Below are 12,973 nucleotides of genomic sequence, written 5' to 3'. Positions count from 1 at the left end.
ATGGAAACATCCGGGCGCCTCAAGGCGCCCGTTTGTTTTGGAGTGCCTGGATCCGGGCACTCGTTATCCCCGCCAGTTCACAGCTTATCCACAGACTTATTGTCTCGACGGGTGAGACGCCGCCGCGCATGATGGTGCCGGTATGACCACCCACGAGGAGTCGGCGCGTTGCGTGTCGTTCGTGGGGCAATTCTTCCGAGGTAAGTCGATGTCCTTCGTGCCCGAACGCAAATCCCCCTCGTCGGCGATCGAGGCGCTGCGGGTGCCGCCGCATTCCATCGATGCCGAGCAGGCGGTGCTGGGTGGTTTGATGCTGGCGCCGGATGCGCTGGACAAGGTGGCCGATCGACTGGCCGAGGACGATTTCTACCGCAAGGATCACCGCCTGATCTGGCGCGCGATCAACGAGCTGGCGAACAAGGGCATGCCGTGCGATGCGGTCACCCTGGGCGACTGGTTCGAAAGCAATGGCCTGGCCGAAATGGTCGGCGGCGCCGGCTACCTGATCGAACTGGCCAACAGTACGCCGAGTGCGGCGAACATCGCGGCCTATGCCGAGATCGTGCGCGAGAAATCCGTGCTGCGCCAGCTGATCGATGCCGGTACCTCGATCACCGAGGATGGTTATCGGCCGGAAGGCAAGAGCGTGCACGAGGTGCTGGAGAACGCCGAGCAGCGCGTGTTCCACATTGCCGAGTCGGGCGCGCGCGGCAAGAAGGACTCGGTCTCGATGCGCGAGGCGGTCAAGGATGCGTTCAAGCTGCTGACCGAGCGCTACCAGAACCGTGGCCAGCTCACCGGCGTCAGCACCGGGTTCACCGACCTGGACGAACTCACCTCCGGCCTGCAGCCCGCGGACCTGATCATCGTGGCGGCGCGCCCGTCGATGGGCAAGACCGCCTTCGCGCTGAATATCGCCGAGACCGCCGCGCTGGGCGGCAGGAAGGCGGTGGTGGTGTTCTCGATGGAAATGTCCTCCTCGCAGCTGGCGTTCCGTCTGATCTCCTCGGTCGGACGCATCCACCAGCAGCACCTGCGCAACGGCACGCTGGAAGAGGAGGACTGGCCGCGCGTCTCCAACGCGATCGCGCTGCTTTCGGACGCCAGGATCTTCATCGACGACACGCCCAGCCTGTCGCCGGTGGAGCTGCGTTCCCGCGCGCGGCGGCTGCATCGCGAGCACGGTGGTCTCGGCCTGATCGTGATCGACTACCTGCAGCTGATGCAGGTGCCCGGAAACACGGAGAATCGGGCCACCGAAATTTCGGAAATCTCGCGTTCACTGAAGGGACTCGCCAAGGAGCTGAACGTGCCGGTGGTCGCCCTGTCGCAGCTGAACCGCTCGCTGGAACAGCGTGCCGACAAGCGCCCGATGATGTCCGACCTACGCGAATCCGGCGCGATCGAACAGGACGCCGACGTGATCATGTTCATCTACCGCGACGAGTACTACAACAAGGAATCGGCCGACAAGGGCATCGCCGAAATCATCATCGGCAAGCAGCGCAACGGTCCCACCGACACCTGCAAGCTGACCTTCATCGGCCACTACACGAAGTTCGTGAACTACGCGCCGGATTCGTTTGTTGGCGGGTTTGACTGAGAGCCAGGAATGGGAAGCTTGATCAGCGTCGAAACTCAGCCGTCAGAAGCCCCTCTCCCGGCGGGAGAGGGATTGGGGAGAGGGTTAGGGCGGAGCCCAATGTGGCAGCGTTCGACCTTGCTGCTTCACGCTTCGCCCGTACCCTCATCCGTCGCTTCGCGCCACCCCGGATCAAGTCCGGGGCAGGCTCTTCTCCCGAAGGGAGTAGGGCTATCCCGGCTGAGCTTCGACGCCAACCCGTTTGGGGAATGGAGAACGGGGAGTCGTTCGAGCCTGCGTGCTCGTGGTGCTTCCGCTCCTGACCAATCCCGATTCCCGATTCCCGACCAAATCCTCTTGCGGGATTCCTGGCAACCATGAGCCGCGCCACCGTCGCCACCATCCACCTTGCCGCCCTGCGCCACAACCTGGCGCGGCTGAAAGCGCTGGCGGCGCCGGCGAAGGTGATGGCGGTGGTCAAGGCCGATGCCTACGGGCATGGGCTGGAGCGGGTGGCGCGCGCGCTGGATACCGAGGCCGAGGCGTTCGCGGTGGCGGCGCTGGGCGATGGCCTGCGCCTGCGCGCGGCGGGGCATCGGCAGCGGATCGTGGTGTTGTCCGGCCCGGACGATGCACACGACATCGCCGAGATGCAGCGCCTGCAACTGGATGCGGCCGTCCACCATGAGGCGCAGTTGGAGTGGCTGGCGCAGGCCACACCCGGGCGTGGCCTGCTGCGGGTCTGGCTGAAGATCGACAGTGGCATGCATCGGCTCGGCTTCGTGCCGGAACGGGTGGCTGCGGTGCATGCGCGACTGGTCGCCATGCCGGGTGTCGATCCCGAGATCGGCCTGCTCACCCACTTCTCCGATTCGGAGGTGTTCGACGGTGTGCAGACGCCGGCGCAGATCGCCTGTTTCGCCGCGGTCACTGCAGGTATTGCTGGACCGCGCTCGCTGTCCAACTCCGCCGCCGTGCTGGGTTGGCCCGATGCCCGTGGCGACTGGGTGCGCACCGGCGGTCTGCTTTACGGCCTGTCGGTGGTCGAGGGCAGGAGTGGTGCCGATTTCGGCTTTCGTCCGGCGATGACCCTGAGCACGCGGCTGATCGCGATCAACCGCATCGGCAAGGGCGAACGGATCGGCTACAACGGCACCTGGACCTGCCCCGAGGAGATGCCGGTCGGCGTCGCTGCGATAGGTTATGGCGATGGCTACCCGCGCAGCGCGATGGCCGGCACGCCGGTACTGGTCGGCGAGCAGCGCGTGCCGCTGATCGGGCGCGTGTCGATGGACCTGATCACGCTCGACCTGCGCGACGCACCCAACGCTAGGATCGGCGAGCGCGTGGTGCTGTGGGGGCCTGAACTGCCGGTCGAGGCCGTCGCGGCGCAGGCGGCCACGATTTCCTACGACCTCACCTGCGGCATGACGCGCCGCGTGCTGTTCGTGGAAGACGAAAGCTGACAGCTCCTCGGGGCCGCGACGTCTCGCCGCCTGCGATTCACCCGGGCTAAGCTGCCCCTTTCCCAGATTCCTGATCCGGAACTTCCCATGGCCAAAGCCAAGACCGCCTATGTCTGCACCGAGTGCGGCGCCGAGCACAGCAAGTGGCAGGGCCAGTGCATCGAGTGCGGCGTGTGGAACACGCTCAGCGCGATCGTGCTGGAGCCGGCCACGGCGGGGAAATCGTCGGTGGGGGCGCAGCGCTCCAGTTATGCCGGCGCCGCCGCCGGGTCGCCGAAGATCACGCCGCTGACTGAGGTGATGCTGACCAGCGAGGCGCGTACGTTGACCGGCATTGGCGAACTGGATCGCGTGCTCGGCGGTGGCCTGGTGCAGGGTTCGGTCGTGCTGATCGGCGGCGATCCGGGTATCGGCAAGTCGACCCTGCTGTTGCAGGTGCTGGGTACCCTGGGCCTGCAACTGCCCAGCGTGTACGTCACCGGCGAGGAGTCGCTGGCGCAGGTGGCGGCGCGGGCGCAGCGCCTGGGTTTGCCGCTGGAACCGCTGCAGGCGCTGGCGGAAACCTGCATCGAGCGCATCCTCGAACAGGCGATGGCGACCCGACCGAAGGTACTGGTGATCGACTCGATCCAGACGATCTGGACCGAGCTGCTCACCGCGGCGCCGGGCTCGGTGTCGCAGGTGCGTGAGTCGGCGGCCAAGCTCACCCGCTTCGCCAAGGAGACCGGCACGGCGGTATTCCTGGTCGGCCACGTCACCAAGGAGGGCGGCATCGCCGGCCCGCGCGTGCTTGAGCACATGGTCGATGCGGTGCTGTATTTCGAGGGCGAGTCGGGCAGCCGGTTCCGCGTGCTGCGCGCGTTCAAGAACCGCTTCGGCGCGGTCAACGAACTGGGCGTGTTCGCGATGTCGGACAAGGGCCTGCGCGAGGTGCCGAATCCGTCGGCGATCTTCCTTTCGTCGCACTCGGGCCCGACTTCGGGCAGCGCGGTGATGGTCACCCGCGAAGGCACACGCCCGCTGCTGGTCGAGGTGCAGGCGCTGGTCGACCAGTCGTCACTGGGCAATCCGCGCCGGGTCACCCTGGGGCTGGAACAGAACCGCCTCGCCATGCTGCTGGCCGTGCTGCATCGGCACGGCGGTGTGGCCGCCTACGACCAGGACGTGTTCGTCAACGTGGTCGGCGGCATCCGCGTGCAGGAGACCGCGGCCGACCTGCCGGTGTTGCTGGCGGTGTTGTCCAGCTTGCGCGACCGGCCGCTGCCGGAGCACATGGTCACCTTCGGCGAAGTGGGTTTGTCCGGCGAGATCCGCCCGGTGCCAAACGGCGAGGAACGCCTGAAGGAGGCTGCCCATCACGGTTTCCGCCGTGCGATCGTGCCGAAGGCGAATGCGCCGAAGAAGGGCAAGGTCGGCGAGATGGAGGTGGTCGGGGTGGAACGCCTGAGCGAGGCGATCGACGCCTGTCGCTGAGCGTATTCAGCCCATCGTGCGATGCAGGATCACTTCCAGCACGAACTTCGAGCCGAAGAACGCCAGCACCAGCATCGCCATCCCGATCAGGGTGAGGTTGACCGCGCTGCGCCCGCGCCAGCCGTGACGCCAGCGACCCCACAACAGCGCGCCGAAGATCAGCCACGCCACGATGCTCAGCACGGTGGTGTGGATCAGGTGCTGCGCCCGGATATTGGCAATGAACAGCAGGCCGCTCAGCAGGGTCAGGGTGAGCAGGGCGAAACCGGCGCCGATCAGGCGGAACAGCAAGGCTTCGGTCTGGGTCAGCGGTGGCAGTGCGCGAACGAGTATTCCCGGTCGGCGCGAGCGCAGCGCGCGTTCCTGCACTGCCAGCAGCAGTGCCAGCACGGCGGCAATCGACAGCAGGCTGTAGGCGAGCAGGGCGATCACCACATGCAGCTTGATCTGCCAGTCGATCGGGGTGGGCGTCGTCGGCGGCGCCAGGAAGACATCCAGCGCCAGCAGCAGCGCGGCCAGCGGAAACACGATCACGCCAAGTCCGGCGACCGGCCGCGACAGGTTCACCAGCAGGGTCAAGGCAGCAACCACGCAGGCGACCAGCGACAGCGCCGCGAAGAAATGCAGGTCAACCCGACCGCCGTGCGCGCCCAGCAGCACGCCGGCATGCAGCAATACCGCCGCGGTCGCGGTAACGAGGCCGAGACGTCGCGGCGTGCGCGGACAACCCGTCAGGGGCGCCGCCAGCAAGGCGGCGGCACCGACGTACAGCACGATGGCGAGGATGGAAGGCAGGATGAGTGACATGGCGTGGAAGTGTCGCACAGCCCCTGCCCGGCGTGCATGCGAAGCAGGTCGATCCGTCCGCTATAATCGAACACTTTCCCGTTTGCCGGTTCCGTCATGTTCGAGTCGCTCAGCCAACGCCTATCCACCACTGTCAATCGCCTGCGCGGCCGCGGCCGGCTGACCGAGGAAAACATCCGCGAAGCCCTGCGTGAGGTGCGCATCGCGTTGCTGGAGGCGGACGTGGCGCTGCCGGTGGTGCAGGCGCTGATCCAGCGGATCAAGGTGCGTGCGGTCGGTCAGGATGTGCTGAAGAGCCTGTCGCCGGGCCAGGCGCTGGTGAAGGTGGTCAGCGACGAGCTGACCGTGGTGATGGGTACGGCCAACACCGAGCTGAATCTGGCCCAGACGCCACCCGCCGTGGTGCTGATGGCAGGCCTGCAGGGCGCCGGCAAGACCACCACGGTGGCCAAGCTGGCGCGCCTGCTGACCGAGCGCAAGAAGAAAAAGGTGATGGTGGTCAGCTGCGACGTCTATCGTCCGGCAGCGATCGAGCAGTTGCGCACGCTGGCCGAGCAGGTCGGGGTGAAGTTCTTCCCGTCCGAGGCAGGGCAGGATCCGGTGCGCATCGCGAAGGACGCCATCGCGGCCGCGCGGCGCGAAGTGGTCGACGTGCTGATCGTCGACACCGCCGGCCGCCTGCACGTGGACGAGGCGATGATGGCCGAAATCAAGGCCCTGCATGCCGCGATCACGCCGGTCGAAACCCTGTTCGTGGTCGACTCGATGACCGGCCAGGACGCGGCCAACACCGCCAAGGCGTTCAACGAGGCGCTGCCGCTGACCGGCGTGATCCTGACCAAGACCGATGGCGACGCCCGCGGCGGCGCGGCGCTGTCGGTGCGCTACGTCACCGGCAAGCCGATCAAGTTCCTCGGTGCGGGCGAGAAGAGCGACGCGCTGGAACCGTTCCACCCGGATCGCCTGGCCCAGCGCATCCTCGGCATGGGCGATGTGTTGTCGCTGGTCGAGGAAGTCGAGCGCAAGGTCGACCAGGACAAGGCGCAGAAGCTGGCCCAGAAGGTGATGAAGGGCAAGCGCTTCGACCTGAACGACATGAAGGATCAGCTGGAACAGATGAACAGCATGGGCGGCCTGGCCGGCCTGATGGACAAGCTGCCCGGTGTGTCGGGCCTGCCGGACAGCGTCAAGTCGAAGGTCAATGATGGCGAAATGAACAAGATGATCGCGATCATCAATTCGATGACCAAGAAAGAGCGCCGTCACCCGGATCTGCTGAACGGCTCGCGGCGTGCCCGCGTGGCCCGCGGCTCGGGCACCCAGCCGGCCGACGTCAATCGCGTGCTGAAGCAGTACATGCAGATGGAAAAGATGATGTCCAAGCTGGGCAAGGGCGGCAGCAAGGGTTTGATGAGGCAGATGCGTGGCGCCATGAAGGGCATGGGCAGCATGGGCGGTTTGCCGCCGATGCGCTGAATGAGCGAGAAGTGAGGGAAGAGGAGTGAGGAGATAGAGAAAAGCGAAACGCCCTCCCTCACTCCTCACTCCTCTTCCCTCACTTCTGCTTCCCAGCCCTTCCATTTTGACGAAAACCCGCTAAAATGCCCCGTTTACCGCGCACGACTCTCGTGTGCCTGCCGCTCATTCGGCAATTCTGGAGTTCTACCATGGTCAAGATTCGTCTTTCGCGCGGTGGCGCCAAGGGCCGTCCGTTCTACCACGTCGTCGTGACCGATCAGCGCAGCAAGCGCGACGGCCGCAACATCGAGAACGTCGGTTATTACAATCCGGTCGCGTCGGGCAAGGACAAGCGCCTTGAGCTGAACGTGGCGCGCGTGCAGGAGTGGGTGGGCAAGGGTGCCCAGCTGACCGACAAGGTCGCCGCCCTGGTCAAGGAAGCCGGCAAGCAGCAGGCTGCCTGAGTACGGTACTTATGAGTGCCGCTGCAGCCAGTCGGCGCGTCCTGATCGGACGCATCGTCGGGCTGTACGGTGTGCAGGGCTGGCTCAAGATCGAATCCTGGGCCGAGCCGCGCATGCGGATCTTCGACTACCAGCCGTGGCTGCTCGGTGCAGCGCCCGGCGAGGAGAGGGAGATCTCGGGTGTGAAAGGTCGTACGCAGGGCAAGGGCATGGTGGCCCAACTGCCGGGAGTGGACGACCGGGAACAGGCAGCGGCGTTGATCGGTACCGACATCCATGTCGCCCGTGAGCAGTTGCCGCCTCCCGCGAAAGATGAGTATTACTGGGTCGATCTCGAAGGAGTCGAGGTTGTCACCACGGAAGACGTGAAGCTGGGGCGGGTCAGTCACCTGTTCGCCACCGGTGCCAACGACGTCGTGGTAGTGAGGGATGGCGAGCGCGAGCGGCTGATTCCTTTCATCCAGGGTTCGTATGTGCGTTCGGTGGACTTGTCCGCAGGGCGCATGGTGGTGGACTGGGATCCCGAATTCTGACGTTGCATCGCATCGCGACAAAGGGTTGAGGGTTCATGCGCATCGATGTCGTCAGCCTGTTTCCCGACTTCGTGCGTCAGAGTGCTGCCGTTGGTGTCGTGGGACGCGCGCAGCAACGCGAGTTGCTGCAGGTGGAAGCCTGGAATCCGCGCGACTACGCCACCGACAAACACCGCAGCGTGGACAGCAGCTCGTATGGCGGCGGTCCCGGCATGGTGATGATGATTGAACCGTTGCGCACGACCCTGGCGGCCATGCGTGACGCTGCACCGGAACCGGTGCATCTGATTTATCTCAGTCCGCAGGGAGCGCGGCTGACGCAGGGCAGGGTGGAAGCGCTGGCGAAGTTGCCGCGCATTGGCCTGCTTTGCGGACGTTACGAAGGTGTGGACGAGCGTCTGCTGGCGCACGAGGTCGACGAGGAGCTTTCCATCGGCGATTATGTGCTGTCCGGTGGTGAGCTGGCTGCTGCGGTGATCATCGACGCGGTGGGACGCTTGCAGGACGGTGCGTTGAACGACGCGCAGTCGGCCGAGCAGGATTCATTCTCGGATGGCCTGCTGGATTGTCCGCATTATGGAAAACCGGTGCATGACGCGCTGGGTGATGTACCGGAGGTGTTGCTGTCCGGTGACCATGCGGCGATCGCCCGCTGGCGCCTCAAGCAATCGCTGGGACGAACCTGGTTGCGCCGCCCGGAGCTGTTGTCACAGTGTGTACTGGATGCCAGGTCCCGTGCATTGCTGGATGAATTCCGCCGCGAACACATGCGGCAAGACGATGCGGTCGAGTGACGGCCGCAGCCCTTGATAGATAGCAATTTAAGTGAACCGAACAGGTGCGCCATGAACAAGATCATTGAACAGTTCGAATCCGAGCAGATCACCCGCCAGTTGCCGGACTTCGGCCCCGGCGACACCGTGGTGGTCAACGTCAAGGTGAAGGAAGGCAACCGCGAGCGCGTGCAGGCGTTCGAGGGTATCGTCATCGCCAAGCGCAGCCGCGGCCTGCATTCGGCCTTCACGGTGCGCAAGATTTCGCACGGCACCGGCGTGGAGCGCGTGTTCCAGGCGCACAGCCAGGCGATCGATTCGCTGACGGTGAAGCGCAAGGGCAAGGTGCGCGGCGCCAAGCTGTATTACCTGCGTGGCCTGGAAGGCAAGGCCGCCCGCATCAAGGAAGACATCGCCGCCGCTGCGGCCGCCAAGGCGGGCGCGAAGGCTGCCGCCGCCAGCGCCGAGTAAGTCCACTCGGCAGCAAGGTGAAAAAAGCCCGCGGAGCGATCCGCGGGCTTTTTGCTGTTCATTGACGCGAGGGTTCATTCGAGCCGTTGCGGCACCTGCAGGAAGTTGCCCTGCACGAAGTCCACGCCGCAGGCGAACAGCAGCGACGTGCTGGTGGCATCCTCGACCCATTCGGCGATGGTTTGCCGCTTCATGTCGTGCGCCTGCTGGCAGATTTCGGCCACCTTCTTCTGGCTGTCCGGGTGTTGCGGCAGATCGGCCATGTGGCTGCGGTCGATCTTGAGGTAGTCCGCGTTGATGTGATTGAGCAACTGGAACGAGTTCAGGCCGGAGCCGAACTGCTCCAGCGCAAAACTGCCGCCGAGCTTCTTCCACGCGTTGACGAATTCCTGGGCCGGACGCAACAGGGTCATCACCTTGCTCTCGGTCATTTCGAGCACCAGATGGCCATGCTTCAACCTGGCCGCACCCAGCCGTTCGGCCAGCCATGGCACCAGCGTGTCGTCCTGCAGCGAGGCTGCGGTGAGCTTGATGAAGAACGTGGTCGGCTGCGCCTGCGCCTCACGCGCCTTCAGCACGCGGATGGCCTGGTCGATCACCCAGCGGTCGATCGCGCCGGTGAGATTGTGCTTCTCGGCGATCGGCATGAAGAAGCCGGGCAGTACCTCGCCCTGCGGGCCATTCATGCGCAGCAGGATTTCCGAGAACTCGCCTTCGGCATCCTGCAGGCTGATCGTCTGCTGGTGATACAGCACCAGGCCGTCGTTGGCCAATGCCTGCTGCAGCAGGTCCAGCCAGTAGCGGTCACGCTCCTCGTCGGCCTTCTCGCGCGCGGCCGGATCGTGCAGCTCCACCTGGCTGCCGCCAAGATTCTGTGCGCTGCGCAAGGCGTGGCTGGCCTGGTTGAGCAGGGTTTCGGCGTTGGCGTTCTTCTCGCCGAGCAGGCTGCCGCCGACGCTGGCGGTGACCGTGATCGAGCGCGTGCCGGCGTCGAAGATCTCGCTGCCGATGCTGTGCTGGAGTTTGGCGATCCATTCGCGGATCGCCTCGTCGGAGCGCGAATCGAGCACCACGCCCAGCGTGTGTTCGGCGAGCATGCCGGCAAGATCGTCGGCGCCGAGCAACATGCGGATCCGGTCGGCAAAGCCGGCCAGCAAGTCGTCGGCCTTGCCCAGGCCGATGCCGCTGACCAGCGAGGCCCAGTTGTCGGGCTCGATCAGCAGCAACGACTGGCCCTTCTTGCCCTTGGCTGCCGCAGTCACGGCGTCGTCCACGCAGGCCAGCATGTGCTGGCGGTTGTACAGGCCGGTGACCGGGTCGCGCTGCAGCTGTTCCAGCACGGCCGGGTCGATCATCTGTCGGCGGAACACGATCTGCAGGCAGCGTTCGCCTTCGAACGTGGCCGGGGCGAACTCGACGGTGGCGTCGAAGCGGCTCTCGTCGGCGCGCCGTGCACGCAGCGTGAGCTGGGCGGGAAACTTGCCCTGGTGTGCCTGGCCCTTCAGCAAGGTCTTCATTTCGTCGGCATTCGCCGCATCGATCATGTCCAGCAAGGGCAGCCCGAGCAGGTCGTCGAAACTGTCGTAGCCGAAGGTGTCGAGGTAGGCCTGGTTGGCGCGCACGTGCATGCCTTCGTGGACATAGGCGATGGCATCGGTGGAGGAATCGAGCAAGGCATCGCAGCGGCGTTCGGTCTCGCGCAGCGCCGTGTGCAGCCAGCGCACCTGGCGCCGCGTGTGCAGCGACTCGAATTCGCGCTTCAGCACGGCAATCAGCTGTTTCGGGTGGCTGCGTGTGGCGACGCCGCGGGCGCCATGCACGAACAGGTCGGCCACCAGTTCGTTGTCCATGTTGCCGACCAGACCGATCAGGGCGAAATCGCGGCCGTAGGCGTCCAGCACCCTCATCGTCTCGCCCAGGTTGAGGCTGGTGACCGCCGGGTCGAACATCACCACGTCGGGTTCGAGTTCGTTCACCGCTGCCTGCAACTGCTCGAGGTTGGTGGCGCGCGCCGGACGCACGGCAATACCGCTGTTGCGCAACAGACTGATGATCTGTTCGGCTTCCTCCAGGGAATTCTCGACGAACAGGATCTTGATGACGAAATCTTTTTTCATGGGGTGCGACGTGGTCCGTGGGTCGGTACTGGCGTGAGAGGGGATTCACATGGTCGGTGGCAATACGTGTTTGTAGCGGATTCCGCCACCGGCCGCCAGCCAAGCGGCACCGTGGCAGGGCCGAGCGCGCTCAAAGTGGCCGTTTGGCGGCATCGCCGGCGACCTCGCGTACGAACCTGGGCACCAGATAGCCTGGCAGGCGCGCCTGCAAGGCCTGCTGCAATTCCAGCGCAAGGCCGTCGCCGACCTCGAAGTGGGTGGCGCCCTGAACCCGATCCAGTTGATGCAGGTAGTAGGGCAGCACGCCGGTGGCAAACATCCGCTCGGACAGCTCCACCAGTGTATCGACATCGTCGTTGATGCCGTGCAGCAGCACCGACTGGTTGAGCAAGGTGACGCCGGCCCCGCGCAGTCTCGCGCATGCCGCGTCCACGCCGGCGTCGAATTCATTGGCATGATTGGCGTGCAACACCACCACTTTCTGCAGGGGAAGCGCGTCCAGCCAGTTGATGAAGGCCTCGTCGATCCGTTCGGGCAGCACCACCGGCAGGCGGGTGTGGATGCGCAGGCGAATCACATGGGGAAGCTCGGCCAGGCCGCGGGTCAACTCCGCCAGTTTGTGGGTGGCCAGGGCCAGCGGGTCGCCGCCGGACAGGATCAGCTCGCGAATGGATGGATCGGCCTTGAGGTGGGCCAGCGCATCGCGCCATTGCGCAGCCGCGGCGATCTCCTCGCCGTAGGGGAAGTGCCGACGGAAGCAGTAGCGGCAGTTGACCGCGCAGCTGCCGCTGGCGATCAGCAAGGCGCGGCCGTCGTATTTGTGCAGGAAGCCTTGCCCGGCCCTGGCCGCCAGGTCGCCCACGGCGTCGACCGTGAAGCCCTCGGCGTGATCGTGTTCGGCCCGCTGCGGCAGCACTTGCAGCAGCAACGGGTCGTTCGGGTCGTTGCGGCGCATCCGCGCCACGAAGCCGCGGGGAACGCGCAGGGCAAAGCCGGCGTCATCCGCCGGCAGCAGGTCGGCGCGGTGACCCAGGCCTACCGCCTGCAACAGTTCGCCGGCATCGGTGATGGCATCCCGCCACAAGTCGCGCCAGTCGGGCGCGGTGGGCGATAGGCGGGAATGGGGGCTTGCGGTTATCATGTCTGGCCTTGAAGCGGGCCGTGATGCCCGTGACAGACCCCCATTTTAGCCGCCCCTCGGGCGAAAACGATTCCGGAGCAGATAGCGCATGGCGACCCTTGGCCTCAACGATGTCAAAACGGGCAAGAAGATCCTTCACAACGGCGACCCCTGGGTCATCACCGAAGCGGACTTCGTCAAGCCGGGCAAGGGCCAGGCGTTCACCCGCATCCGCATCCGCAACCTGAAGGACGGTCGCACCACCGAGCAGACGCTGAAGTCCAGCGACTCGTTCGAAGAGGCGGATGTCACCGACACCGACATGCAGCTTTCCTTCATTGATGGCCTCGGCAAGGATCGGCTGTGGCACTTCATGAACATGGAAACCTTCGAGATGGTGCCGGCGACGCTGGCCGCGATGGGCGACGCCTGGAAGTGGCTGAAGGGTGAGGAAGAGTGCGTGATCACCCTGTTCAACGGCGCCATCGTCGCCGTGCAGCCGCCGAAGTTCGTCGAGCTGAAGATCGCCGAGACCGATCCGGGCGTGCGCGGCGACACCTCGGGCGGCGGCGGCAAGCCGGCCACGCTGGAAACCGGTGCCGTGGTGCGCGTGCCGCTGTTCGTGAACCAGGACGAAGTCATCAAGGTCGATACCCGCACCGGCGAATACGACAGCCGCGTCAAGTGACGAACTGGCGCGCGGGCTTCG

General features: G+C 65.4%; 12 protein-coding genes. 9 read left to right on the top strand and 3 right to left on the bottom strand.

The genetic code is table 11. The features are described from left to right. The first annotated feature begins 208 nt into the window (after positions 1-208). The 3 genes from B0E47_RS14870 to radA all read left to right on the top strand — a co-directional run bounded on the left by B0E47_RS14870 (position 209) and on the right by radA (position 4,521). On the top strand, positions 209-1,603 hold the full coding sequence (locus B0E47_RS14870) for a replicative DNA helicase (protein WP_077515053.1): 1,395 nt from the start codon (positions 209-211) through the stop codon (positions 1,601-1,603). 356 nt (positions 1,604-1,959) lie between these two features. Next, the gene (alr, locus tag B0E47_RS14865) at positions 1,960-3,048 is read left to right on the top strand and encodes an alanine racemase (protein ID WP_077515052.1); all 1,089 of its coding nucleotides are present in this window, start codon (positions 1,960-1,962) and stop codon (positions 3,046-3,048) included. Positions 3,049-3,135: 87 nt separating this feature from the next. Beyond that, entirely contained in the window at positions 3,136-4,521 is a 1,386-nt protein-coding gene (gene radA / locus B0E47_RS14860) for a DNA repair protein RadA (protein WP_077515051.1), read from the top strand. Between the two features lie 6 nt (positions 4,522-4,527). On the opposite strand, the gene ccsA is transcribed toward radA, so the two are convergent. Further along, a complete protein-coding gene (gene ccsA / locus B0E47_RS14855; protein WP_077515050.1) occupies positions 4,528-5,328 on the bottom strand; it encodes a cytochrome c biogenesis protein CcsA in 801 nt (266 codons plus the stop codon). Positions 5,329-5,424: 96 nt separating this feature from the next. On the opposite strand from ccsA, the gene ffh reads away from it, so the two are divergent. From ffh to rplS, 5 genes are all read left to right on the top strand, one after another. Further along, positions 5,425-6,804 carry a signal recognition particle protein gene (gene ffh, locus B0E47_RS14850; protein WP_077515049.1) on the top strand — a complete coding sequence of 460 codons (1,380 nt, stop codon included), beginning with the start codon at positions 5,425-5,427 and terminating at the stop codon, positions 6,802-6,804. 191 nt (positions 6,805-6,995) lie between these two features. After that, positions 6,996-7,250, top strand: coding sequence for a 30S ribosomal protein S16 (rpsP, locus tag B0E47_RS14845; protein ID WP_077515048.1), 255 nt, complete (start codon positions 6,996-6,998; stop codon positions 7,248-7,250). Positions 7,251-7,261: 11 nt separating this feature from the next. Then, positions 7,262-7,783 carry a ribosome maturation factor RimM gene (rimM, locus tag B0E47_RS14840; protein WP_077515047.1) on the top strand — a complete coding sequence of 174 codons (522 nt, stop codon included), beginning with the start codon at positions 7,262-7,264 and terminating at the stop codon, positions 7,781-7,783. A gap of 35 nt (positions 7,784-7,818) precedes the next feature. Continuing rightward, positions 7,819-8,577: a tRNA (guanosine(37)-N1)-methyltransferase TrmD gene (trmD, locus tag B0E47_RS14835; RefSeq protein WP_077515046.1), complete on the top strand. Its 759-nt coding sequence runs from the start codon at positions 7,819-7,821 to the stop codon at positions 8,575-8,577. 51 nt (positions 8,578-8,628) lie between these two features. Beyond that, on the top strand, positions 8,629-9,027 hold the full coding sequence (rplS, locus tag B0E47_RS14830; protein WP_077515045.1) for a 50S ribosomal protein L19: 399 nt from the start codon (positions 8,629-8,631) through the stop codon (positions 9,025-9,027). A 74-nt stretch (positions 9,028-9,101) separates the two neighbouring features. On the opposite strand, the gene B0E47_RS14825 is transcribed toward rplS, so the two are convergent. Both B0E47_RS14825 and epmB read right to left on the bottom strand, forming a co-directional pair. Continuing rightward, positions 9,102-11,144 carry an EAL domain-containing protein gene (locus B0E47_RS14825; protein WP_077515044.1) on the bottom strand — a complete coding sequence of 681 codons (2,043 nt, stop codon included), beginning with the start codon at positions 11,142-11,144 and terminating at the stop codon, positions 9,102-9,104. A 130-nt stretch (positions 11,145-11,274) separates the two neighbouring features. After that, the gene (gene epmB, locus B0E47_RS14820) at positions 11,275-12,285 is read right to left on the bottom strand and encodes an EF-P beta-lysylation protein EpmB (RefSeq protein WP_077515043.1); all 1,011 of its coding nucleotides are present in this window, start codon (positions 12,283-12,285) and stop codon (positions 11,275-11,277) included. 88 nt (positions 12,286-12,373) lie between these two features. On the opposite strand from epmB, the gene efp reads away from it, so the two are divergent. Beyond that, positions 12,374-12,952, top strand: coding sequence for an elongation factor P (gene efp, locus B0E47_RS14815; RefSeq protein ID WP_077515042.1), 579 nt, complete (start codon positions 12,374-12,376; stop codon positions 12,950-12,952). The last annotated feature ends 21 nt before the right edge of the window (positions 12,953-12,973 follow it).

The organism is Rhodanobacter sp. B05, from assembly GCF_002001085.1.
GTDB lineage: Bacteria > Pseudomonadota > Gammaproteobacteria > Xanthomonadales > Rhodanobacteraceae > Rhodanobacter.
This window is presented reverse-complemented; position numbering and strand designations above follow the sequence as displayed.